Annotated in this window: 22 protein-coding genes and 3 tRNA genes; 14 read left to right on the forward strand and 11 right to left on the reverse strand. The window is 58.8% G+C overall.

Features of this window, described 5'->3' with window-relative positions; translation table 11 throughout:
- Window positions 1-94: 94 nt before the first annotated feature.
- From ybgC to AC1V0D_RS01975, 10 genes are all read left to right on the forward strand, one after another.
- Window positions 95-499, forward strand: coding sequence for a tol-pal system-associated acyl-CoA thioesterase (ybgC, locus tag AC1V0D_RS01930; RefSeq protein ID WP_009091398.1), 405 nt, complete (start codon window positions 95-97; stop codon window positions 497-499).
- Window positions 496-1,182, forward strand: a complete 687-nt coding sequence (gene tolQ / locus AC1V0D_RS01935; RefSeq protein ID WP_009091396.1) for a Tol-Pal system protein TolQ — start codon at window positions 496-498, stop codon at window positions 1,180-1,182. The genes ybgC and tolQ overlap by 4 nt, the downstream gene beginning before the upstream one ends.
- A 13-nt stretch (window positions 1,183-1,195) precedes the next feature.
- The gene (gene tolR / locus AC1V0D_RS01940; RefSeq protein WP_009091394.1) at window positions 1,196-1,624 is read left to right on the forward strand and encodes a colicin uptake protein TolR; all 429 of its coding nucleotides are present in this window, start codon (window positions 1,196-1,198) and stop codon (window positions 1,622-1,624) included.
- Between the two features lie 27 nt (window positions 1,625-1,651).
- Window positions 1,652-2,992, forward strand: coding sequence for a cell envelope integrity protein TolA (gene tolA, locus AC1V0D_RS01945; RefSeq protein WP_482906905.1), 1,341 nt, complete (start codon window positions 1,652-1,654; stop codon window positions 2,990-2,992).
- A 115-nt stretch (window positions 2,993-3,107) separates the two neighbouring features.
- Entirely contained in the window at window positions 3,108-4,403 is a 1,296-nt protein-coding gene (tolB, locus tag AC1V0D_RS01950) for a Tol-Pal system beta propeller repeat protein TolB (RefSeq protein WP_046101431.1), read from the forward strand.
- A 51-nt stretch (window positions 4,404-4,454) separates the two neighbouring features.
- Window positions 4,455-4,982, forward strand: coding sequence for a peptidoglycan-associated lipoprotein Pal (gene pal, locus AC1V0D_RS01955; RefSeq protein WP_009091388.1), 528 nt, complete (start codon window positions 4,455-4,457; stop codon window positions 4,980-4,982).
- 9 nt (window positions 4,983-4,991) lie between these two features.
- Window positions 4,992-5,786: a cell division protein CpoB gene (gene cpoB, locus AC1V0D_RS01960; RefSeq protein ID WP_009091386.1), complete on the forward strand. Its 795-nt coding sequence runs from the start codon at window positions 4,992-4,994 to the stop codon at window positions 5,784-5,786.
- Between the two features lie 164 nt (window positions 5,787-5,950).
- Window positions 5,951-6,026 (forward strand) — tRNA-Lys (locus AC1V0D_RS01965).
- A 67-nt stretch (window positions 6,027-6,093) separates the two neighbouring features.
- Window positions 6,094-6,169: transfer RNA gene (locus AC1V0D_RS01970), tRNA-Lys, on the forward strand.
- A 46-nt stretch (window positions 6,170-6,215) separates the two neighbouring features.
- Window positions 6,216-6,291: transfer RNA gene (locus tag AC1V0D_RS01975), tRNA-Lys, on the forward strand.
- A gap of 139 nt (window positions 6,292-6,430) precedes the next feature.
- On the opposite strand, the gene AC1V0D_RS01980 is transcribed toward AC1V0D_RS01975, so the two are convergent.
- Entirely contained in the window at window positions 6,431-7,906 is a 1,476-nt protein-coding gene (locus AC1V0D_RS01980) for an AlkA N-terminal domain-containing protein (protein WP_009091384.1), read from the reverse strand.
- Window positions 7,907-8,064: 158 nt separating this feature from the next.
- Here AC1V0D_RS01980 and AC1V0D_RS01985 point away from each other — a divergent pair, with 158 nt between their 5' ends.
- The 3 genes from AC1V0D_RS01985 to pnuC all read left to right on the forward strand — a co-directional run bounded on the left by AC1V0D_RS01985 (window position 8,065) and on the right by pnuC (window position 10,558).
- Window positions 8,065-8,610, forward strand: a complete 546-nt coding sequence (locus AC1V0D_RS01985) for a methylated-DNA--[protein]-cysteine S-methyltransferase (RefSeq protein ID WP_140028230.1) — start codon at window positions 8,065-8,067, stop codon at window positions 8,608-8,610.
- 127 nt (window positions 8,611-8,737) lie between these two features.
- Window positions 8,738-9,799, forward strand: a complete 1,062-nt coding sequence (gene nadA / locus AC1V0D_RS01990) for a quinolinate synthase NadA (protein WP_009091379.1) — start codon at window positions 8,738-8,740, stop codon at window positions 9,797-9,799.
- A gap of 24 nt (window positions 9,800-9,823) precedes the next feature.
- Window positions 9,824-10,558, forward strand: coding sequence for a nicotinamide riboside transporter PnuC (gene pnuC / locus AC1V0D_RS01995; protein WP_058958453.1), 735 nt, complete (start codon window positions 9,824-9,826; stop codon window positions 10,556-10,558).
- A 45-nt stretch (window positions 10,559-10,603) separates the two neighbouring features.
- Here pnuC and zitB read toward each other — a convergent pair whose 3' ends face one another.
- The 4 genes from zitB to AC1V0D_RS02015 form a co-directional block, all read right to left on the reverse strand.
- The gene (zitB, locus tag AC1V0D_RS02000; protein WP_325953331.1) at window positions 10,604-11,587 is read right to left on the reverse strand and encodes a CDF family zinc transporter ZitB; all 984 of its coding nucleotides are present in this window, start codon (window positions 11,585-11,587) and stop codon (window positions 10,604-10,606) included.
- Window positions 11,565-14,639, reverse strand: a complete 3,075-nt coding sequence (locus AC1V0D_RS02005) for a hybrid sensor histidine kinase/response regulator (protein WP_482907392.1) — start codon at window positions 14,637-14,639, stop codon at window positions 11,565-11,567. The genes zitB and AC1V0D_RS02005 overlap by 23 nt, the downstream gene beginning before the upstream one ends.
- Complete coding sequence (locus AC1V0D_RS02010; RefSeq protein WP_482906906.1) at window positions 14,621-15,202, reverse strand: response regulator; 582 nt, start codon at window positions 15,200-15,202, stop codon at window positions 14,621-14,623. The genes AC1V0D_RS02005 and AC1V0D_RS02010 overlap by 19 nt, the downstream gene beginning before the upstream one ends.
- Window positions 15,203-15,301: 99 nt before the next feature.
- The gene (locus AC1V0D_RS02015) at window positions 15,302-15,664 is read right to left on the reverse strand and encodes a YbgS-like family protein (RefSeq protein WP_033736370.1); all 363 of its coding nucleotides are present in this window, start codon (window positions 15,662-15,664) and stop codon (window positions 15,302-15,304) included.
- Between the two features lie 287 nt (window positions 15,665-15,951).
- Between AC1V0D_RS02015 and aroG the strand changes: the two genes are divergently transcribed.
- Window positions 15,952-17,004: a 3-deoxy-7-phosphoheptulonate synthase AroG gene (gene aroG, locus AC1V0D_RS02020; protein WP_482906907.1), complete on the forward strand. Its 1,053-nt coding sequence runs from the start codon at window positions 15,952-15,954 to the stop codon at window positions 17,002-17,004.
- Window positions 17,005-17,253: 249 nt separating this feature from the next.
- Here aroG and gpmA read toward each other — a convergent pair whose 3' ends face one another.
- The 6 genes from gpmA to modE all read right to left on the reverse strand — a co-directional run bounded on the left by gpmA (window position 17,254) and on the right by modE (window position 23,936).
- Entirely contained in the window at window positions 17,254-18,006 is a 753-nt protein-coding gene (gpmA, locus tag AC1V0D_RS02025) for a 2,3-diphosphoglycerate-dependent phosphoglycerate mutase (RefSeq protein WP_009091367.1), read from the reverse strand.
- A 151-nt stretch (window positions 18,007-18,157) separates the two neighbouring features.
- Window positions 18,158-19,192 (reverse strand): galactose-1-epimerase, encoded by a 1,035-nt coding sequence (gene galM, locus AC1V0D_RS02030; protein WP_482906908.1) that lies wholly within the window; start codon window positions 19,190-19,192, stop codon window positions 18,158-18,160.
- Window positions 19,186-20,334 (reverse strand): galactokinase, encoded by a 1,149-nt coding sequence (galK, locus tag AC1V0D_RS02035; RefSeq protein ID WP_058958449.1) that lies wholly within the window; start codon window positions 20,332-20,334, stop codon window positions 19,186-19,188. The genes galM and galK overlap by 7 nt, the downstream gene beginning before the upstream one ends.
- A complete protein-coding gene (gene galT / locus AC1V0D_RS02040; protein ID WP_009091362.1) occupies window positions 20,331-21,377 on the reverse strand; it encodes a galactose-1-phosphate uridylyltransferase in 1,047 nt (348 codons plus the stop codon). The genes galK and galT overlap by 4 nt, the downstream gene beginning before the upstream one ends.
- Window positions 21,378-21,611: 234 nt before the next feature.
- Window positions 21,612-23,084, reverse strand: a complete 1,473-nt coding sequence (gene modF / locus AC1V0D_RS02045; RefSeq protein WP_009091360.1) for a molybdate ABC transporter ATP-binding protein ModF — start codon at window positions 23,082-23,084, stop codon at window positions 21,612-21,614.
- A 69-nt stretch (window positions 23,085-23,153) separates the two neighbouring features.
- Window positions 23,154-23,936: a molybdenum-dependent transcriptional regulator gene (gene modE / locus AC1V0D_RS02050; protein WP_009091358.1), complete on the reverse strand. Its 783-nt coding sequence runs from the start codon at window positions 23,934-23,936 to the stop codon at window positions 23,154-23,156.
- Window positions 23,937-24,057 lie beyond the last annotated feature (121 nt).

Here is a 24,057-nt window from a genome sequence, read left to right on the forward strand (position 1 = left end):
GCGATAATTATTTTCGCCTGGCTCTGGCGACCCATTCCCAACCCCAATTCTCTTGCGTATAGTAGCATCGTTTAAAACGAGGCCGGGATGTAGAGTGAGTACAACGCTGTTTCGCTGGCCGGTTCGGGTCTACTACGAAGACACTGATGCCGGTGGTGTGGTTTATCACGCCAGCTATATCGCTTTTTATGAACGAGCACGTACCGAGATGTTGCGACAGCACCATTTCAATCAGCAGACGCTGTTAGAGCAGCAGGTCGCTTTTGTGGTACGGCGTATGACGGTGGACTACCTGTCGGCGGCGCGTCTTGATGACCTTCTGGAGATCCAGAGTGAAGTGACATCAATGACACGGGCCACGATGACGTTCACGCAGCGTATCGTGAATACTGAAGGCAAAGTGCTCAATGAGGCAGAAGTCCTGATTGCCTGCATTAACCCACATCTGATGAAGCCGATTGCGCTTCCCAAGTCTATTGTCGCGGAGTTCAAGCAGTGACTGACATGAACATTCTTGATTTGTTCCTGAAGGCGAGCCTTCTGGTCAAACTTATCATGTTGATTTTGATCGGCTTTTCTATTGCCTCCTGGGCCATCATTATTCAGCGCACACGTATTCTGAATGCGGCCGGAAGAGAAGCGGAGGCGTTTGAAGACAAGTTCTGGTCGGGTATCGAACTTTCGCGTCTCTATCAGGAGAGTCAGGAGCGTCGGGACGAACTGGCCGGTTCTGAGCAGATTTTCTACGCCGGCTTTAAAGAGTTTGCCCGTCTGCATCGCGCCAATAATCATGCGCCGGAAGCGGTCATCGATGGCGCCAGCCGTGCGATGCGCATCTCGCTGAACCGCGAGCTGGAAACGCTGGAAAACCACATTCCTTTCCTCGGCACCGTCGGTTCCATCAGCCCCTACATCGGGCTGTTCGGCACCGTCTGGGGGATCATGCACGCCTTTATCGCGCTGGGCGCGGTGAAGCAGGCGACGCTGCAGATGGTGGCGCCAGGTATTGCTGAAGCACTGATTGCGACCGCGATCGGTCTGTTTGCCGCGATTCCGGCGGTGATGGCGTACAACCGCCTGAACCAGCGCGTCAACAAACTGGAGCAGGGCTACGACAACTTTATGGAAGAGTTCACGGCCATCCTGCATCGCCAGGCTTTCTCCAGCGATAACGCTAAGTAAACAGAGGTTAATGATGGCCAGAGTACGTGGTCGCAAACACCGCGACCTGAAGTCGGAAATCAACATCGTTCCGCTGCTGGACGTCCTGCTGGTGCTGTTGCTGATCTTCATGGCAACCGCACCCATTATTACCCAGAGCGTGGAAGTGGATCTGCCGGATGCGACCGACTCCAAAACCGTTTCCAGCGACGACAATCCGCCGGTGATTGTTGAGGTGGCGGGCGTGGGTCAGTACAGCCTGGTGGTGGATCACGATCGCATGGATCAGCTTCCGCCCGAGCAGGTGATCAGCGAAGCGCAGCGTCGACTGGAAGCGAATCCTAAGACGGTCTTTTTGATCGGGGGCGCGAAAGAGGTGCCTTACGATGAAATTATTAAAGCGCTCAACCTGCTGCACCAGGCGGGTGTTAAATCTGTCGGTTTGATGACGCAGCCGATTTAAAATCGAACCGTTTTTTGGGAACCGAGTGTGTCGAAGGCAACCGAGCAAAACGAGAAGTTAAAGCGCGCGATAATCATTTCGGTGATTCTGCATATCGTGCTGATCGCGCTGCTGGTATGGAGCTCGTTTAATGAGCATGTTGACCCCAGCAGTGCGGGTGGCGGCGGCAGTGATATCGATGCGGTGATGGTCGATCCCGGCGCCGTCGTCAGCCAGTATAACCGTCAGCAGAACCAGCAGAGCGACAGCCAGCGTGCTGAGCAGCAGCGTAAAAAGCAGGCGCAGCAGCAGGCTGAAGAGCTGCAGGAGAAGCAGGCCGCCGAACAGCAGCGTCTGAAAGCGCTGGAAAAAGAGCGCTTAGCTGCGCAGGAAGCGGCAAAAGAAGAGGCCAAACAGCAGGCTGAGCAGCAGAAAGCGGCCGAACAGGCCACTAAACAGGCGGCTGAGCAACAGAAAACCGCTGAAGCGGCAGCCGCAAAAGCGAAGGCTGAAGCTAAAGCACAGGCGGATGCCCAGGCGAAAGCCGCGGCTGAGCAGGCGAAACAGGCTGCTGCCGAAGCAAAGAAGCAGGCTGATCAGCAGGCGAAAGCCGCTGCTGCTGCTGCGGCAAAAGAGAAAGCCGTCGCCGAAGCGAAGGCAAAGTCTGACGCGGAGGCCAAAGCGGCAGCGGAAGCTAAAGTGAAAGCGGCCGCCGAGGCCAAAGCGAAAGCGGCTGAAGAGGCGAAAGAGAAAGCCGCAGAAGCCAAAGAAAAAGCCGCAGAGGCAGCGAAAGAGAAAGCGGCGGAAGCCGCAAAAGCCAAAGCGGAAGCCGCGAAAGAGGCGGCGAAAGAAGCGGCGAAAGAGAAAGCGGAAGCCGCGGCCAAAGCGAAAGCCGATGCGGCAGCGAAAGCCAAAGCGGACGCGGCTGCCAAAGCGAAAGCCGATGCCGCCGCGAAGGCCAAAGCCGACGCGAAAGCGAAAGCCGCCGCCGATGCGGCCAACGACAGCGATGTCGACGATCTGCTGGGTGGACTGGCTTCCGGTAAAAATGCACCGAAAAGCGGGGCCGCTGGCGGCGGCGCAGCAGGGCAGGGAAACCAGAAGAAAGCGGGTGCGTCAGGCGCGGAAATCAACTCCTACATGGGGCAGGTGGTCAGTGCGATTCAAAGCCGCTTCTATGATGCCGATCTGTATCGCGGAAAAACCTGTGATTTGCGGATTAAACTTGCGCCGGATGGCCTGTTGATTGATGTTAAGTCAGAAGGTGGGGACCCCGCGCTCTGTCAGGCCGCGATTACCGCCGCCCGACAGGCACGTATTCCGAAGCCGCCTTCCCAGGCGGTCTACGAAGTGTTTAAGAACGCCCCTATGCGTTTTAAACCGCAATAATGCAGTAACGGGCGGCAAGTTGATCTATGTTTAGCTTGCCGTACTTAAGTTCTACTCGTGGTTTCCAGGAACAGTGCCAATTATCGTGGACTGAGGTTCAGATAAGGGAGATAAAATGAAGCAAGCTCTTCGCGTTACGTTAGGCTTTTTTATCCTGCTGTGGGCAGCCATGCTGCATGCAGAAGTTCGAATTGAGATTACCCAGGGCGTCAACACCGCACGCCCGATTGGCGTTGTGCCATTTAAATGGACGGGTGCAGGTGCCGCGCCGGAAGATATCGGCGGCATCGTGGCTGCTGACCTGCGCAACAGCGGCAAATTTAATCCGCTGGATCGCTCACGTCTGCCTCAGCAGCCTGGCAGCGCACAGGAAGTTCAGCCTGCGGCCTGGAGCGCCCTGGGCATCGACGCGGTTGTGGTCGGTCAGGTCGCCGCTAACCCGGATGGCAGCTATCAGGTTTCTTACCAGCTGGTCGATACCGGTGGTGCACCGGGAACCGTGCTGGCGCAGAACACCTATAAAGTCACCAAACAGTGGCTGCGTTATGCCGGTCACACCGCCAGTGATGAAACCTTCGAGAAGCTGACCGGCATCAAGGGCGCTTTCCGTACCCGTATCGCCTATGTCGTGCAGACCAACGGCGGCCAGTTCCCGTATGAGCTGCGCGTAGCGGATTACGATGGTTACAACCAGTTTGTGGTTCATCGTTCACCACAGCCTCTGATGTCGCCAGCCTGGTCTCCGGATGGCAGCAAAGTGGCTTACGTGACCTTTGAAAGCGGCAAGTCTGCGCTGGTGGTTCAGACGCTGTCGAACGGGGCTATCCGTCAGGTCGCCTCGTACCCGCGCCACAACGGTGCTCCGGCGTTCTCACCGGATGGCTCTAAGCTGGCTTTCGCACTCTCTAAAACCGGCAGCCTGAACCTCTATGTGATGGATCTGGCTTCAGGTCAGACGCGTCAGGTCACCGATGGTCGTTATAACAGTACAGAACCGACCTGGTTCCCGGACAGCCAGACGCTGGCTTATACCTCGGATCAGGCGGGTGCACCTCAGATTTATAAAGTAGGCATTAATGGCGGCGCGCCACAACGTATTACCTGGGAAGGCGGTCAGAACCAGGATGCGGATGTCGCAACCGATGGCAAATCCATGGTGATGATCAGCACCAGCGGTGGATCACAGCACGTCGCCAAACAGGATCTGGAAACGGGAGCCGTTCAAACGTTAACGGACACGTTCCTGGATGAAACGCCGAGCCTGGCACCAAACGGCACAATGGTAATCTATAGCTCTACTCAGGGGATGGGTTCCGTGCTGCAGTTGGTTTCAACCGACGGCCGTTTCAAAGCGCGTCTTCCGGCAACCGATGGACAGGTCAAATTTCCTGCCTGGTCGCCGTATCTGTAATGTCTGATCGATCAGACATCGCAAACAATAAACAATAATGGGATTTTTGAAATGCAACTGAACAAAATGCTGAAGGGTTTGATGCTGGCTCTGCCGGTTCTGGCAGTAGCGGCTTGTAGCTCACACAAAAACAACAACAATGACCAGACTGGCATGGGCGCTGATGGCGCTTACGGTGCAAACTCTGGCATGAACGGCAACGGCGGCAACATGTCTTCTGACGAGCAGGCGCGTCTGCAGATGCAGCAGCTGCAGCAGAACAACATCGTGTACTTCGGTCTGGACAAGTATGACGTTCAGTCTGATTACGCACAGATGCTGGATCAGCACGCTTCCTTCCTGCGCAGCAACCCATCTTACAAAGTGACCATCGAAGGTCACGCGGATGAGCGCGGTACGCCGGAATACAACATCGCCCTGGGCGAACGTCGTGCTAACGCAGTTAAAATGTACCTGCAGGGCAAAGGCGTGTCAGCTGATCAGATGTCTATCGTTTCTTACGGTAAAGAGAAGCCAGCCGTTCTGGGTCATGACGAAGCAGCGTATGCTAAAAACCGTCGTGCCGTACTGGTCTACTAAGAGAATCACATGGTTAGTAACTTCAGACGTCATCTGTTGAGTCTGTCGTTACTGATTGGCGTAGCGGCCCCCTGGGCCGCTAATGCCCAAGCGTCAATCAGTAGCGTTGGCTCCGGCTCGGTCGAAGACCGTGTCACCACTCTCGAACGAATCTCTAATGCCCAGGCGCAGCTGATGCAGCAATTGCAGCAGCAGATGAGCGACAATCAGCGTGATATCGACGCGCTGCGTGGGCAAATCCAGCAAAATACGTATCAGTTGAATCAGGTGGTTGAGCGCCAGAAGCAGCTCTACCAGCAGATCGACAGCCTGAGCAGCGCCAGCAGCAGCGGCGGCCAGCAGGCGGCGGGCGGTGATGCCGCAGCCGATACCGGTGCAGCAGCCAGCACAGGCGCAGCGGCATCAACGGAGAGCGCACCTGCGCAGACCGGTGACGCCAACAGCGATTACAATGCGGCTGTGGCGCTGATTCTGGAAAAGAAACAGTATGATCAGGCGATCAGTGCGCTTCAGGCGTGGGTAAAGCGTTACCCCGATTCGACCTATCAGCCCAACGCCAATTACTGGCTGGGGCAGCTGAACTACAACAAAGGCAAAAAGGACGACGCGGCTTATTATTACGCCACGGTGGTGAAAAACTATCCGAAGTCGCCGAAAGCCGCAGAGGCGTTGCTGAAGGTGGGTGTGATCATGCAGGAGAAGAAAGACACGGCGAAAGCCAAAGCGGTCTTCCAGCAGGTGATCAAACTTTATCCTGATAGCGAATCTGCAAAACAGGCGCAAAAACGTCTGTCAGGTCTGTAATCGGTACGGTTCAGGCCAGATATCGTGTGATTTCTGGTCTTGCCGTATGAAAGGTAAGCAACTGAAGCATTTAGCAGAAATAAGAGTTGCGCTACCCCGCTAAATCAGTAATATATGCCGCCGTTGCCGGGACACAATGCAAAGTGTCTGGCAAGCCTGAAGATGGGTCGTTAGCTCAGTTGGTAGAGCAGTTGACTTTTAATCAATTGGTCGCAGGTTCGAATCCTGCACGACCCACCATCTTCTCTCAGTCGCGCATCAGTGCGACGCGCGAAGAAGAGTTCAGGATTGCTTCACAACCTAAGATGGGTCGTTAGCTCAGTTGGTAGAGCAGTTGACTTTTAATCAATTGGTCGCAGGTTCGAATCCTGCACGACCCACCATCTTACTTCAGCCGCCTGGCGTGCTGAACGGTTGTAAGCCCCCAGCGGGTCGTTAGCTCAGTTGGTAGAGCAGTTGACTTTTAATCAATTGGTCGCAGGTTCGAATCCTGCACGACCCACCAATTAAGAAAGAAGCGCCCTCAGGGCGCTTCTTTCGTTTCCAGGGCATGGACTTTACGGCGCGGGACGCTTTCCTTCTCTGACCGCGCTACTGGCGCGGGCTGCTTCTGCATGATGAGGAGAGCAGGCCTGTCTCCGCCGTTACGCCTTTTTCTTCGCTTTCGCCACTGCCAGGCTCTCCCAGATATGCATCACCGCATAGCTGCGCCAGGGACGCCAGGATTGCGAGCGTGCCTCTGCTTCCCTGGATGACATGCCGCCCAGGTTATTCCGGATGGCGATATCCTCTTTGGGAAAGGCATCCGGCCAGCGCAGGGCACGCATCGCGATGTAGTGGGCGGTCCAGGGACCGATGCCAGGCAGGCTTATCAGCTTTTTGATCACCTCGTCAGGCGGCTGAGCGGCACTGAGGCGCAGATCCCCGCTGGCGCAGGCCTCAGCAAAGGCGATGATGGCGCGTGAGCGCGCGGCGCTGACAATGCCCATCGGCGCAACCTCGTCGACCGTCAGGCCAGCGATACGTGCTGGCGGCGCGGCGTAGCGGGTCAGGTCGGCAAACGGCGTTTCACAGGGCTCGCCAAAGGCGGCGGCAAAGCGGCTGCTGACGGTGGTGGCGGCTTTGACCGTCACCTGCTGGCCGATGATCGCGCGCACGCCCAGCTCGAAGGCGTCAAAAGCCCCCGGAACACGCAGGCCCGGATGGGCGATCAGGCTGGGCGCCAGCAGCGGATCCTGTGACAGACAGGCGGCGATTCGCTGCGGCTGAGCATCAAGATCGAACAGGTCGCGCAGGCGGCGCAGCAGCAGAGGCAGAACCGGCGTCAGCGAGGTGGAGAGCGTCACCTGCAGCGCATTCTTCTGCGGCAGATGCGCGACACTGACCCAGCCCCGATAGCGGCCCATCGCCACCGTGCGTCGCCAGGTGCCATCCTCCACCGCTTCGACCTCTTTCATCAGGTGAGTCTGTAAAAACCAGAGCATCGCTGCCCAGTCGTAGGGCGGGCGATAGGCGAGCCGCAGCGTCACGCGGTCACCGGGCTGCGTGCGCCCGTCACCCGCCTCGTTCCGGCGCAGGGCGCCTGGCGTCATGCGATAGCGCGCCTGAAACACATCATTAAAGCGGCGCAGGCTGCCAAAGCCGCTGGCGTAGGCGATCTCCGTAATCGGCAGTTGCGTCTCCGTCAGCAGCTGCTTTGCCAGCAGCATCCGTCGCGTCTGCCTCAGCTCAAGCGGTGAGACCCCCAGCTCCTGCTGCACGATACGCCGCAGCTGACGCAGGCTCAAACCGAACTCAGTGGCAATCGCCTCCAGCCCTTCGCGCTCCTCCAGCATTCCCTCTTCGATGCGCTGAATCAGCCGTTCCGCCACGCGGTGCGGCTGATCCACCGGCGCATTGCCCGGTGCCAGTTCAGGCCGACAGCGCAGGCAGGGACGAAAGCGCGCTTTTTCGGCGGCTTCGGCGCTGCTGAAAAAGAGGCAGTTCTTCTGCATCGGCGCTTTGACCGGGCAGATCGGACGACAATAGATACCGGTTGAGGTCACCCCAACAAAAAATACGCCGTCAAAACGGGTATCACGGGAGGTCAGCGCCTGATAGGCAATGTCGGGATTAAGCATGGTATTTCTCCGGTAAATATGCGGAGCCTACACCGGTGATTCCCGGCAGACTGGCTGTTTTCGGACAACACATCAGTTTATCGCCATGACCGAAAACAGCCAGTCAGGCTGAGGAAAAGTGCGATAATAGGTGTCGAAACCGTGACGGGAGAATCACCATGTATTACTTCAAATTGACTGTTACCCCGGTGGGCGAACTGAAACTGGTAGCCAGCGAGCGCGGCCTGGCGGGTATTTTGTGGGAGAACGACGATCCTCATCGCACCCGCTTTTTACCGCAGACGCGCGATGATGACCATCCCATTCTGGTCGAAACGGCACGTCAGCTCGGCGAGTACTTTGCCGGTGCGCGACGCGGCTTTGAACTGCCGCTCGATTTTGCCGGCACTGACTTTCAGAAAAAAGTCTGGCAGGCACTGGTGGCGATCCCGTTTGGTGAAACGCGCAGCTACAGCCAGATTGCCCGCGAGATCGGGCATCCGCTGGCGGTGCGTGCGGTCGGCGCGGCCAACGGTCGCAATCCGCTTTCGATTGTCGCACCGTGTCACCGGGTCATAGGGGCCAACGGCAAGCTGACCGGGTTTGCCGGCGGGCTGACGGTTAAAGCGTTTCTGCTGGCGCTGGAAACGTCACAACCCCTGCCGCAGCCGGGCGAACAAGGCGCACAGGGTCGGGCTGGCGGTGCGGTCATGCAGGCCGATTAAAAAATCACACGACACAGTCGGGCTTTTCCGCTATCGTGTTTAGCATATAAAACACGACGGCGGGTTCAACGCCATATTTCGCCTATTCTGGCGATTTTCGTTAATTAGATAAAACGAGAGCTGTGTCATGAGTGTGATGTTCGATCCTGAAAGCACCGTTTACCCCTTTCCCCCCAAGCCCGCCCGCCTGAGTGACGACGAGAAGGCGTTTTATCGTGAGAAAATCAAAACCCTGCTGAAGGCGCGAAATGCCGTGATGGTCGCGCACTACTACACCGACCCGGAAATTCAGGCGCTGGCCGAAGAGACCGGCGGCTGTATCTCCGACTCGCTGGAGATGGCCCGTTTCGGCAGCAACCATCCGGCGACCACGCTGCTGGTGGCGGGCGTGCGCTTTATGGGGGAGACCGCCAAAATCCTCAGCCCTGAGAAAACCGTCCTGATGCCGACACTGCAGGCGGAGTGCTCGCTGGATCTGGGCTGTCCGATTGAGGAGTTTAACGCCTTCTGCGACGCCCATCCCGATCGCACCGTGGTGGTCTACGCCAACACCTCGGCGGCGGTAAAAGCGCGCGCTGACTGGGTCGTCACCTCCAGCATTGCGGTTGAGCTGATTGAGCACCTCGACAGCCTGGGCGAGAAAATTATCTGGGCACCGGATCGTCACCTCGGTCGCTACGTCACGCAGAAATCGGGCGCCGATGTGCTGTGCTGGCAGGGTGCCTGCATTGTCCATGATGAGTTCAAGACTCAGGCGCTGCAGCGCATGAAAGCGCTCTATCCCGATGCGGCGGTGCTGGTTCATCCCGAGTCGCCGCAGGCGATTGTGGATCTGGCCGACGCGGTGGGTTCGACCAGCCAGCTGATTCAGGCCGCCAAATCCCTGCCGCATCCGCAGATGATTGTGGCGACCGATCGCGGCATCTTCTACAAAATGCAGCAGGCGGTGCCGGACAAAGAGCTGCTGGAAGCGCCGACAGCCGGGGAGGGCGCAACCTGCCGCAGCTGCGCGCACTGTCCGTGGATGGCGATGAACGGCCTCAAAGCCATCGCAGACGCGCTGGAGACAGGCGGCGCGGAACATGAGATTCAGGTGGACGAGACGCTGCGAGAGGCGGCGTTACTGCCTCTGAATCGCATGCTATCCTTTGCAGCGGAACTTAAACTCAACGTGAAGGGAAACGCCTAGCCGTTTTCCTGACAGGTGCTCTGCATGGACTTTTTCAGCACGCATAATATTCTGGTTCACATTCCTCTGGGTGCAGGCGGCTACGATCTCTCATGGATTGAGGCTATCGGCACCCTGGCGGGCTTACTCTGTATCTGGTTTGCCAGCCTGGAAAAAATCATCAACTACCCCTTCGGCCTGATTAACGTCACGCTGTTTGCGGTGATCTTCTTTCAGATTCAGCTCTACGCCAGCCTGCTGCTGCAGCTCTTCTTTTTTGCCGCCAATATTTACGGCTGGTACGCCTGGAGCCGGCAGACCAGCGATCATCAGGCGGCGCTGAAGATTCGCTGGCTGCCGCTGCCGAAAGCGATCGCCTGGGCGGTGAGCTGCGTCGTCGCGATTGCGCTGATGACGCTCTACATTGACCCGGTGTTTGCCATGCTGACCCGCGCGGCGGTGACGCTGATGAACGCGATTGGCCTGTCGGTGGCGATGCCGGCATTGCAGCCGGATGCTTTCCCGTTCTGGGACGCCTGCATGATGGTGCTGTCGATTGCGGCGATGATCCTGATGACGCGCAAATATGTTGAGAACTGGCTGCTGTGGGTGATCATTAACGTCATCAGCGTCATGATTTTTGCCCGTCAGGGGGTTTATGCGATGTCGCTGGAGTATGTGATTCTGACGCTGATTGCGCTTAATGGCTCACGCATGTGGATCCGCAGTGCCCGGGAGCAGGGGTCACGCGCACTGTCGGCGCAGCAGACAGGCCAGTAAGGGGCGGTCACAGCGCGCGGTAACCGGGTTACCGCGCGCGGTCGTTTAGTGAGCGTGCTCGTCGCCCCTGGCGTAAGTATGGTCGTGGGAATGGGAATGGCTGTGACCGTGGCCAGCCTCAGCCGCACTGCTGAAGCTCAGCTCACACTCAGCACCGGCACAGGGCTGATACTCCATCTGCACGGTCGCATGGTCAATCTGATAGTGCTGGCGCAGATAGTCATGAATGCGGTGCAGCAGCGCATCGTGGTCATAGGGCGGGATCACCTGCACATGCAGCGTCAGCAGCGGCTTTTCACCCACCTGCCACAGATGCACATGATGAACATTGCGCACTTCAGCGATGTTCAGGGTGAGGTCCCGCATCAGCCGGTTCACATCCAGGGAGTGGGGTGCTCCTTCAAGTAACTCCTGCAGGCTCTCACGCAGCAGCGCCCAGGCACTGCGCAGCACCAGCAGTGACACCAGCAGCGACAGAATCGGGTCGATCGGCGTCCAGCCGGTCAGCATAATGATGGCTGCCGCCACAATCGCCCCCACCGAACCGAGCAGGTCACCCATGACGTGCAGTGCCGCTGCCCGCACGTTGAGGTTCTTCTCTTCGCTGCCGTGGTGCAGCAGCCAGAATGAGAGCAGGTTGGCCAGCAGGCCGCCAATCGCGATGCCCAGCATCAGGCCGCCGGTCACCGGCTGCGGATCGCTGAAGCGACGCACCGCCTCCCAGACGATCAGCGCGGTAATACCCAGCAGGGCGATGGCATTGACAAAGGCCGCTACGGTGGTCAGGCGCAGCAGGCCAAAGGTATGACGCGCATTGGGTTTACGGCGCGAGAAGTGGACCGCCAGCAGCGCCATCAGCAGGGCGGCGGCATCGGTGAGCATATGTCCGGCATCTGCCAGCAGCGCCAGTGAACCTGAAAGCCATCCGCCAATTACCTCGGCAACCATGAAGAGGACGGTCACGCCAAAGGCGGCCGCCAGACGCGTGCGATTACTATCCTGCCCGCTATGAGTGTGGGTATGTGCCATAAGATTCCAGTTTTTTCAGTAACCTGTTTGCTAATAATATCAGTAATTGCCACGTCTCAGACGTGTCCTGATGCTGTTTTGCCTGCTCTGCGAGTTGCTGACTCAGCTGTGCACCCTGCTCCAGCCCCACCAGCAACCAGCTGCCTTTCATCCGGTGTGCCGCGTCGGCAAACTGGTTCCAGTCCGCGCGTGCGCGCGCCTCACGCATCACGGCCAGATCCTGGGTCACCGTGCTGTGCAGCGTCTGGCTCAGCCGGCTGAGAAATTTGTCATTCTGCTGTGCCAGCTGCCACAGGTTCTCATCCAGCGGTGCCAGCGGGTCGGGCTGCCACTCCGCCAGCAGTGCGCGGAGATCGGCCAGCTGCACCGGTTTAATCAGAACCCGCTCCTGCGCCTCAGCCGGTCGTGACAGCAGCTGGGCGTCTGCGGAGCAGAGCACCCGCATCGCCTGCCGTCCCCGCTGCCGGTCACGGCGTCGCAGCAGTCGCAGCAGCAGCGTGCCGTCAGGACGCGGCATCATCTGGTCGATAAACAGCAGGTCAAAAGGCTGCTGCGCATCGGCCCTGAGCAGCGCACGTCCCTCTTCGAAGATGTCGGCCTGAATGGCAAAGCGCGCCAGCTGCTGCTGCATCACCAGCAGATTGGCCGGATGGTCATCGACAATCGCCACCCGCAGATGGGGAAAGCCGGGCAGGCCAGACTCATCGGTGCTGCTGACCGGCTCCGCGATCTGCAAGGGCAGGGTCACCGTTACCTGCGTTCCCTGGCCGGGCTGCGAGATGAGCCGGATATCGCCCCCCATCCGCAGTACCATCTCGCGGCAGATAAACAGGCCCAGACCGCTGCCCTGTACCGACACGGTTTTGCCCGACGGCGCCTGATACCAGGGATCAAACAGCTTCGGCTGCTCCTCAGGCGGAATACCGCTGCCGCTGTCAGTGACCGTCAGCACCAGCTGCTGCTCTGCCGCCAGAGTGAGGCGGATGGTGCCGTGACGGGTAAATTTCAGCGCATTGGTCATCAGGTTATTGACCACCTGCTGCAGGCGATCGGCATCGATCATCACCGTATCAGGCAGCGGCGTCTGTGCCGCGACGATCAGACGCGGGCCGTCCACCCGCATTAACGGATGATAAAAATGTTGCTGCTGTTCGAGCCACTGCGCCAGCGCCAGCGGGCGGGGCGCCAGGGTAAAACTGTTGCTCTCGATACGTGCGTGATCCTGCAGGTCATTCAGCAGGGTCAGCAGGGAGTGTGCGCTGCTGTGCAGCAGGGTCAGGTTCTGGCTGTTGTGCTGCTGCTTCTCCAGCTCCAGCAGGCCGAGGATCGCCTGCATCGGCGTACGCAGCTCATGGCTGACGGTAGCCAGAAACTGGCTCTTCATGGCGTTGGCCCGCTCCGCCTGTTCGCGCTGCTGACGCTCGCGGCGCTGCTGCCAGTAACGGCGCGCCAGCAGCAGGAGCAGCAGCACAATGGCGGCCCCGGCTACCGCCAGCACCATCATCGGCAGCGTTCGCATCACCATCACGCTGCCGGGCTGCGGCGGTGTTGACCAGCTGTCGCGCATTTTGCCCTGAGTATCCGCCGGGATCTGCTGCAGCGCCCGATCCAGCAGGCTGCGCAGCAGGGGCTGATCCGGCGCGACACCCAGCGCGATCGGCCAGGCGATGTCGCTGGCGGCAAAGGCGAGGTGGATACGCGCATCATCACGGCTGGCGATGCGCCAGCGGGCGGAGAGCACATTATCGACCAGCGCATCAATCTGCCCCTTTGCCAGCGCATCATAAAGGCTGTTCCGGTCGGCAAACGGCACGGGATGCAGATCCTCCGGCAGCAGGCGCAGCGCCAGGTCATCCTGCAATACGCCGATCCGCCTGCCGCGCAGATCCTGCCAGTGCGACAGCGGGGCAGAGTGAATGCTGTAGATCCCCCACAGCGCCCGCCACACCGGCAGTGAGGTGCTCTGCATCGCATCGCCATTAAGGGGCTGCATCAGTTGCAGCATCGCCTGCTGCTGCTGAATCAGCGCACTGGCCTGATGGGGATTGCTGACCCACACGGGTTCAAACTGCAGGCCCGTGCTCTGGGCGACTGCTTTCAGTAAATCCACGCCATAGCCTCTGGCGGTACCGCTGGCGTCGCGATAGCTCCAGGGATAGTTGTCGGGCTCGGCGGTGTACACAATGCGAGGGTGGTCGGCAATCCACGCGCGTTCAGCGGGGCTGAGCATCAGGGTCTGCGTATCCTGATAGCGCGGCAGCGTGCTGCTCCAGCGCGCCTGCAGGCTGTTCATCAGTTCCGCCGGTAACTGACGCAGGCTCTGGTTTATCCACTCAATCAGCGCGGGATCGCGGGAGAGGGCACGCAGGTTGAGCTGTCCCGCCTCAATATGTGAGGCGATCTGATAAATCTGCCCCTGCTGCAGCTGACTCAGCAGAAAACCGGCGCTGGTCTCGTCCGCCACCACATAGTCGTTCTGCTGATTGAGCAGGGTATAGAGCGCCTGCAGATCGCTGCTGTAGCGTCGCCAGTGGTGACGGGCCGCCAGGGCGGGTGGCAGCTGCGCCAGGGTGCTGTCGCTGATCGCAAGCTGCGCATTCTGGCTGTTGAACATCACGGCACGCTGGTTCTGCTGATTGCGATAGACCCGCAGCGGACTGCTGAACCAGCTTTCACTGCTCAGCGTGCCCTGAGGCAGCGGGGTGTTCCACATGCCCAGCGCAAAATCGATCTCTCCGCGGTTCAGGGCCTGCATCAGTTGCGGCGCGTCGCTGTAGAGGCGCAGGGTAAACTGCGCCCCGGTCAGCTGTCGCAGCGCAGCAAGATAGTCGGCATTGATGCCATACAGGTCGTTGCCGATCCGCATCGTCCAGGGCGCGTGGTTCTCTTCCAGCAGCCCGACGCGCAGGCTCTTTCCCTGCATGGTTTCGGCGTGCGTGACCGGCAGCATCATCGGCAGATTCAGGCTGCTGACCGGGCGCACCTCAGCCAGCGCGCTGCCGCACAGCCACAGCAGAATCAGCAGCGCATATCTCACTGCTGCGCCTTCCAGAGGTCAGCCAGCTCAACCACAGAGCGGGCGCCGGTTTTTTCCAGAATGTTCTTTTTATGGGTGCTGACCGTTTTGTTGCTGATGTGCAGCTGGGCGGCGATTTGCAGGTTAGAGAGGCCGCTGGCGAGCAGCGCCAGAATCTGACGCTCTTTGTGCGTCAGCGGCAGCTCAGGCTCCTCTTCGGTTTCCGGAAACGCGGTCTGTCCGCCGAGCACGGCCAGAATGGCGCTGAGCAGCTGCGTCATGCGCTGGCTTTTCACCACATAACCGGACGCCCCTAACGCCTGAGCGCGCCGGATATAGTGACGGGTCTGCTGGGCCGAATAGATCAGCACCGGACAGTCGGGACGATGGATTTTCAGGCTGCGCAGGATCTCCAGCCCATCGCTCTCCGGCAGCCCGATATCAAGCACGATAATGTCCAGCGGCTGCTGAAGAAAAGGACGGGCGGCGTGTTCACTGCTGGCAGAGAGGAGCTGAACCGGAATGGGCGACTGGCTGAGCGCGGCTTCAAGTGCCACTTCCACCAGCGGATGATCGTCAATCAAGAGCAAAACGGCCATGAACGGTTTCCCTGTAAATTTCACAGGATGAGCATAGCGGAAGAGTGGGGCAGAGGGGAGAAAAACCCGGAGAACGGATGCTCTCCGGGTCAGACAGAATTACTGGGTCGTGCCGTCGGTTTTCGTATTAACGTCACCGCCGCCCACTTTCGTTTCAACTTTTTTGTTGATGTTCGGACATTTGCCATCTTTACACTGGCTGTTCTGGTCAATTTCGTTAGCAGACATATTTCCGCTGCTGGTGGTGCTGCCAGAAGTGGCCGGATTAGTATTGGTGCCGGTGTTATTAATTTTGCTGTTATCGACATTATTCGGTGGCAGGTTCTCTTTTGCGCCGGGTGCGACCGCACCTGCACTGGCTGCCTGGTTAGCTGTGCCGTTGTTGCTGCCTTCCGCCAGCGCCGCGCCACTGCCTAATGTCATTGCTGCTGTCAAAAAGAGTAAGGCAAACTTTTTCATCATTATACTCCCATTAATAAATGAAGACGTTTTAAGCCCAGAGGTGAAATTGGGGATAAAAAAGTCCCGGACGAAATAAAATTCGCCAGTTGGCTTAAACAGGGTGATTTAATCATGTAAGCGGGACGTTCCTCAGTGCTTACCATTAAAAAGTCTAGTCGCTAACCTGATTAATGCAAATATGACCCGCACATTTAACCCGCAGCGGGAATTTACACCCCTGGCGCTTCGGGCTACATTGGGCAGGTTGTGTCCGGCGGGCGCCGGGCCAGAAATAATATGGAATCAGTATGAATTACCAGAACGATGACTTACGCATCAAAGAGATTAAAGAGCTGTTACCCCCGGTTGCGCTGCTCGAAAAATTCCCGGCGACCGATCGTGCTGCACAGACCGTTTCCCAGGCGCGTCAGGCGATTCATCAGATCCTGCAGGGCAAGGACGACCGCCTGCTGGTGGTGATTGGTCCCTGCTCAATCCACGATCCTGAGGCCGCAAAAGAGTATGCCGGCCGTCTGCTGGCGCTGCGGGATGAGCTGAAAGGCGAACTGGAAGTGGTCATGCGGGTCTATTTTGAAAAGCCGCGCACTACCGTGGGCTGGAAAGGGCTGATCAACGACCCCTACATGGATAACAGCTTCCAGCTCAATGATGGTCTGCGTCTGGCGCGTAAACTGCTGCTGGAGATCAATGACAGCGGTTTACCGGCGGCGGGCGAGTTTCTGGATATGATCACCCCGCAATATGTGGCGGATTTGATGAGCTGGGGCGCGATTGGCGCACGCACTACCGAATCCCAGGTGCACCGTGAGCTGGCCTCCGGTCTCTCCTGTCCGGTCGGTTTCAAAAACGGCACCGATGGCACCATCAAGGTGGCCATCGATGCCATCAACGCTGCCGGTTCGCCGCACTGCTTCCTGTCAGTGACCAAATATGGCCACTCCGCGATTGTCGAAACCAGCGGCAATGGCGACTGTCACATTATTCTGCGCGGCGGCAAAGAGCCGAACTACAGTGCGAAGCATGTGGCTGAGGTCAAAGAGGGTCTGGCAAAAGCGGGTCTGCCACAGCAGGTCATGATCGATTTCAGCCATGCCAACAGCAGCAAGCAGTTCCAGCGTCAGATGGTCGTGGCGGACGATGTCGCGCAGCAGATCATCAACGGTGAACAGGCGATTGTCGGCGTGATGATCGAGAGTCATCTGGTAGAGGGCAATCAGAGCCTGGAGAGCGGTGAGCCGCTGGTCTATGGCAAGAGTGTCACTGATGCCTGCATCGGCTGGGATGATACCGATAAGGTGCTGCGTCAGCTGGCGGCAGCGGTTAAAAAGCGCCGCGGTTGAGTGCTGGCGATCTGGCGTGACGACTGGCCAAATCTGTCTGAATGCGCAGTGGAGAGTGACCATGTTCCCTGCGCATTGAGCTGATTTATTGCTGCCATACTCAGACGGCTTTGACGATGTGATTCGTCCGGGACGAACGGACATTCAGGCTTTTACTCTGACAGTTAAAGATGACACACAGCATTGCCGGACGCAGCCCAACAAAAAAGGCCAGACTTTTGTCTGGCCTTTTTGCCTCTCAGCGAAAAATTACTTCGCTTTACCCTGATTCGCAACGGCTGCGGCTTTCGCGGCAATCTCGTCCTGGTCGCCCAGGTAGTAGCGTTTCAGCGGTTTGAAGTTTTCATCGAACTCATACACCAGCGGCACGCCGGTTGGGATGTTCAGTTCGAGGATCTCATCTTCGCTCAGGTTATCCAGATATTTAACCAGTGCGCGCAGTGAGTTGCCGTGTGCGGCAATGATCACTTTCTCACCGCTTTTGATGCGCGGCAGAATGGTGTCGTTCCAGTAAGGGATCACGCGGTCGATGGTCAGTGCCAGACTTTCGGTGGTCGGCAGCTGCTCCGGGGTCAGTTTCGCGTAACGCGGGTCATGGCCAGGGAAGCGCTCATCAGCACGATCCAGCTCAGGTGGGGTAACGGCAAAACCGCGACGCCACTGCTTAACCTGCTCATCGCCATATTTGGCCGCAGTTTCCGCTTTATCCAGGCCCTGCAGCGCACCGTAGTGACGCTCGTTCAGACGCCAGGTTTTCTCGACCGGCAGCCAGGCCTGATCCAGCTCATCCAGCACATTCCACAGCGTGTGAATCGCGCGCTTCAGTACAGAGGTGTAAGCGAAATCGAAAACAAAGCCCTCTTTTTTCAGCAGCTGACCCGCTGATTTGGCTTCGCCACGACCTTTCTCAGAAAGGTCAACATCATACCAACCGGTAAAGCGGTTTTCGTTGTTCCACTGGCTTTCGCCGTGTCGCACCAGAACCAGCTTAGTTACAGCCATAGCTTAACTCCTTAATACTGTGATGTTTCTGTGAGATTGGAAACCTGCTGCTGCCCGCCTGACACGCGAGCGGATTGCGCCATACCATAGCGGAAAAGCGGGCAGCGCGTAAGCCTGTGTGTGACGCACTGCGCGTTTTTCAGCCAGAAGATCAGCGTGGCGTGAAGCGATAGCGCGTCACCGATTCCCAGCGATCTCCCGGTTGCAGCCAGCAATCGGGCTGAGGCCACTCAGCATGATTGGGCGAATCCGGTAAAAATTCACTCTCCAGCGCAATGCCCTGAAATGCAGTATAGCTCTCCTGCTCGCGGGCACGGGTCCCGGCCAGATAGTTGGCAGAGTAGAACTGCAGGGCCGCAGCGGAGGTGGTGACGCTGAGCTGCAGTCTGCCATCTTCTGACCAGAGTTCTGCGGCAGGCTGGCTGTCGTCGCCTGCGCTGTTGAGCAGAAACGCATGGTCATACCCCTTCACCGCCCGCTGGTCGTCGTCTGTCAGGAAATCCTGCGCGACCGTTTTCGCCTGCCGGAAATCAAAGCTTGTGCCGGCCACGGCTTTCAGCGGCGCATTAGGAATCCCTTCGCTGTTGACCGGCAGATAGTGATCTGCGTGCAGTTGTAAGCGATGCTGGCGGGCGTCGCCATGATGCGCATCAAGGTTAAAGTAAGCGTGGTTGGTCAGGTTGACCGGACAGGGCTGGTCGCAGCGTGCTTCATAGCGGATGCTCAGGCAGTTCTGATCGTCCAGATGATAGTGCAGGTCGGCAATCAGGTTACCGGGATAGCCCTGATCGCCATCCGGCGAATCCAGGCGGTAGTGCACGTCGCTGTCTGACTGGCTGACAATCTGCCAGCGACGTTTATCAAACCCTTCCGGACCGCCATGCAGCTGATGCGCGCCCTGGTTCGGCACCAGCTGACGGTTGATTGTGGTCAGTTTTGCACCGGCGATGCGGTTAGCGTAACGGCCCACCGTGGCACCGAGATAAGCATCCTGGTGCAGATAGTCAGAGGGGGTGGCGCAGCCAAGCAGCGCTTCACGCACCGTGCCATCCTGCATCGGCACGCGGGCGGAGAGCCAGGTTGCGCCCCAGTCCATAAAGGTCGCCAGCATGCCGTTGGCATTGCGCAGCACCGTGATGCGCCACGGCTGACCGTCGGGCGCGTGAGAGTTGACGTCATTCAGCATTGACCGGCTCCTTCAGAGGCTTTGCAGACGTAGAAGGTCTCTTTGATGCCGGTCTGCGCTTCATACTGTTCCGCAACGGCGGCTTTCACCTGATCCACCCGATCCAGCGGCATCAGCGCAACGATACAGCCGCCGAAGCCGCCGCCGGTCATGCGAACACCCCCGTGCTCACCGATTTGCGCTTTTACGATCTCCACCAGCGTGTCGATCGGCGGCACGGTGATCTCAAAATCGTCACGCATGGAGGCGTGCGACTCGGCCATCAGCTGACCCATACGGGAGAGGTCGCCCCGGCTCAACGCATCGGCGGCTTCGAGCGTGCGGGCATTCTCGGTCAGAACGTGACGCACCCGCTTAGCCACCTGCGGATCCAGCTTCGCCTCTGCCGCTTCAAACTCCGCCAGCTCAACATCACGCAGCGCTTTTTTGTTGAAGAAGCGCGCGCCCGCTTCACACTGCTCGCGACGGGTATTGTATTCGCTGCCGACCAGAGTGCGGCGGAAGTTGGAGTTGATGATCACCACGGCGATATCTGCCGGCATCGACACCGGACGGGTGCCCAGCGTGCGGCAGTCGAGCAGCATGGCGTGATCTTTCTGGCCCAGCGCGGAGATCAGCTGGTCCATGATGCCGCAGTTACAGCCAACGAACTGGTTTTCTGCTTCCTGACCGTTAACCGCAATCGCCGCGCCATCCAGCGGCAGGTTATAGAGCTGCTGCACCACGGTGCCGACCGCCACTTCCAGCGAGGCAGAGGAGCTGAGGCCCGCGCCCTGCGGAACGTTGCCGCTGATCACCATGTCGATGCCACCGAAATCGGCATGACGCCGTTGCAGATGTTTCACTACGCCGCGCACATAGTTCGCCCACATCGGTTCCTGCACGCTGACGATCTCTTCATCGAGCGAAAAGGTGTCCTGCGCATTCTCATAATCCGCCGCGACCACGCGAATCTGGCGATCGTCACGGCGGGCGCAGGCGATCACCGTCTGGTAGTCAATGGCGCAGGGCAGCACAAAGCCGTCGTTATAGTCGGTGTGCTCACCAATCAGGTTGACGCGACCCGGTGCCTGAATGGTATGGGTGGCGGCGTAACCGAAGGTGTCTGAGAAAAGCTGCTGCGTGATGGTTTTTAAGCTCATTGTTGTGCCTCACGGAAGTGAACGTCGCTGACAGAACGCAGACGTTCCGCCGCCTGTTCCGCCGTTAAATCGCGTTGGGTTTCGGCCAGCATTTCATAGCCGACCATAAATTTGCGTACCGTTGCTGAACGCAGCAGCGGCGGATAGAAGTGGGCATGCAGCTGCCAGTGATCGTTGGCTTCGCCGTTAAACGGTGCGCCATGCCAGCCCATAGAGTAGGGGAAGGAGCACTGGAACAGGTTATCGTAGCGGCTGGTGAGCTGTTTCAGCGCCAGCGCCAGATCGGTGCGCTGTGCTGCGCTGAGATCGGTCAGACGTCTGACGTGCGCTTTCGGCAGCAGCAGGGTCTCAAACGGCCAGGCGGCCCACCAGGGCACCACGGCCAGCCAGTGTTCGGTTTCCACGACGGTGCGGCTGCCATCCTGCTGTTCACGCGCCAGGTAATCGACCAGCATCGGTGAACCCTTTTTCGCGAAGTAGTCGCGCTGGTGGTCATCTTCACGCTGCGCTTCATTCGGCAGGAAGCTGTTGGCCCAGACCTGACCATGCGGATGCGGGTTGGAGCAGCCCATCGCCGCGCCCTTGTTCTCAAACACCTGCACCCAGGGATAGTGCTGACCCAGCTCAGCGGTCTGCTCCTGCCAGGTGCGCACCACCTCTTCCAGCGCGCTCAGCGACATCTCCGGCAGGGTTTTACTGTGATCGGGCGAAAAGCAGATAACCCGGCTGGTGCCGCGTGCGCTCTCACAGCGCATCAGCAGATCGTCACTCTCAGGCGCGTCGGGGGTGTCGGTCATCAGCGCGGCAAAGTCATTGGTAAAGACGTAAGTGCCGGTATAGTCCGGGTTTTTGTCGCCGGTGATGCGGGTGTTTCCGGCACAGAGGAAGCAGTCCGGATCATGGGACGGTAGCGTGTTAACCGCCGGGGTCTCCTGCGCGCCCTGCCACGGCCGTTTGGCCCGGTGAGGAGAGACTAAAATCCATTGATCAATCAGTGGATTGTAACGGCGATGCGGATGATCGACCGGGTTGAATTTGTCCATGTGAGGTCCTGGTAAGCGTCAAAAGCCAAAGAGGCATCGGTAAAAATTAGCACATCAGCGCGCCCGAAAGCGTGATCAAGTCTGGATAAATGGTATCGTTTACACAAGCTGAAAATTCTTATTTGGTGGCATTGCGTGCGGTGCAGGAGGGTGAAAGGTGAGAAGGAATGGTAACGCTTACACTGGAGGGCTGTAAAACGCCGCTGTCGCGGCGTCAGGGCTGAGGAGAGAACGTTAGCGCAGCGTTTCCTGCTGATAGCGATAGCCATCGTCCTGAGGCACAAAACTCAGGCGATGCGTGATGCAGGCCGGCGCATCTTCGGCGTGATGCGAAACAAACAGCAGCTGGGTACGTCCTTCGCCAATCAGGACATCAACGAAGCGCCGCACCAGCTGACGGTTAATCGGATCGAGTCCCTGCAGAGGCTCATCCAGAATCAGCAGCGTCGGGTGTTTAACCAGCGCGCGTGCGATCAGCACCAGCCGCTGCTGTCCCCATGACAGGGAGTGGAAGGGGGCATCAGCCAGACGGTTGTCCATGCCGAGCAGAGCCAGCCACTGCTGGGCCAGCGCTTTCTGCCGGTCAGACGCCGCCTGATAGAGACCGATAGAGTCGAAGAAACCCGACAGGATCACCGTGCGCACATTGGTGCTGACGCGATAATCCAGGTGCAGGCTGCTGCTGACATAGCCGATATGCTGCCGGATGTCCCAGAGGGTTTCGCCACTGCCTCGGCGACGGCCAAACAGGGTCAGGTCATTGCTGTAGCCCTGAGGATGATCGCCGGTCACCATACTGAGCAGGGTCGATTTACCGGCACCGTTCGGGCCGGTGATCTGCCAGTGTTCGCCTGGGTTGACCTGCCAGTTCAGCCCGCTGATGATGGGCCGATCGTGGTAAGAGACGGTGCCGTTGCGCAGAATGACGCGCGGCGCATCATCGGCCAGGGCGGGCAGGGCATCCGGCACATCCGCCTCCGGCAGCGCCATACCCAGCAGCTGTTCGCTGTGCGCCAGCTGTGCCACCAGCGCTTCCGTCAGAATCGTCTGGCGCGCGCCGCTGTGGGTCAGGTTACACTCCGCCAGCACGCCCACCTGCCCGATAAAATCGGGAATATCATCAAAGCGATTGAGCACCAGCACCAGGGTGAAATCGGGCTGCTGCAGGCTGCGCAGGGTGTCGGTCAGGCTGGCGCGCGACGCCACATCCAGCCCGTCAAACGGCTCATCCAGAATCAGCAGGTCAGGCTGGCTCATCAGCGCCTGGCAGAGCAGCGTCTTGCGGGTTTCACCGGTAGAAAGATATTTGAAGCGACGTGAGAGGAGGGATTCAATGCCAAACTGGCGGGCAAGCTGTTCGCACCGTCCGGGGTGCTGCCCCTCCATCTGGATGACATCGGCCACCGTGAGCCCGGTATCCTCTTCGCCTTCGCTGAGCATATCGGTATTGTTGCGTTCCCACTCCTGTGCGACCAGAGACTGCAACTGCTCCAGCGACAGCCTGACCGGTCGTCTGAACGTGCTGCTGACCGAACCGGAGAGCGGCGGCAGCTCCCCGGAGAGCGCGCGCGCCAGAGAGGATTTGCCGCTGCCGTTGGCGCCGACAAACGCCCAGCTCTCGCCGCGTTGCAGTTCTACCTGATTCAGGCGCAGTAACCGGGTATCGCTAAGACGAAACGTGCCTTGCGAAATATGCAATGAAGCCATAATCTGTTCCGTTTTTTGCATCGTGTTACTGCGTTGTAACCTCTGCCGGTAGTGATGTCAAATTCCCCGCTACAGCAGGGTGGCGACGATAGCGTTCTCCGCATTAAAGCTGGCGGTCACTGCGTCGCCCGGCTGCAGCTTCAGCTGCTGCAGCCGCTCGCGGGTCAGGGTGGCGCACAGGGTTTCGCCGCTGGCGATCTGCAGCAGGACTTCACTTTTGCCGTCGCCCGGCTCAATAGCGCTGACGGTGGCCGCCAGCTGGTTGTCATCCCCGGTGGCATCCCGGCTGATATGAATCCAGGGGGCTTTGATCAGCACCAGCACCTCTTTACCCGCCGCCAGCTGAAGACGATCGGCGCTGCGCTGCGTCAGCGCCACATTAAGCTGCGTGACCCCATCGGCCAGCTGAATCAGCAGATGCTGCACCACCTGCTGCGCGTCATTGCTCATCACGGTGCCAAACAGCTGGTTTCGGGCGCTGGTCTGCAGGGAGAAGCGGGCGATCGCCGCCAGCATGCTGTCGAGCGGCAGGGCATCCTGCTGCAGGGCATCAAAGGCCTTCTGCTGGATCTGCTCCATCAGCTGAAACAGCTGGATCAGGCGTTCACCGTAGCGGGTCAGCGTCGCGCCGCCGCCGCCTTTGCCGCCGGTGGCCCGCGCCACCAGCGTCTCATCCGCCAGCTGGTTCATCTCGTTAATCGCATCCCAGGCGCTTTTATAACTGATGCCCGCCAGTTTTGCCCCCTGACTGATTGAGCCGGTTTCCCGGACCCGTTTCAGCAGCTCGATACGACGGGGATCGGCAAACAGTTTCTGTTGTAAACGGATGTGAAGGGACAGTTCGGCTTCCATGACAGCTCCGGCAAAGGGTTAACGCGTGTGGAGGCCGATGATAGCGGCGTTTCGTGACCAAAGTAAAAGCACGAAAAGGGCTGCGCAAAATTTTCCTGACCCGTTACAATCACTTTTTTAT

It is taken from the genome of Pantoea sp. PA1, from assembly GCF_056856975.1.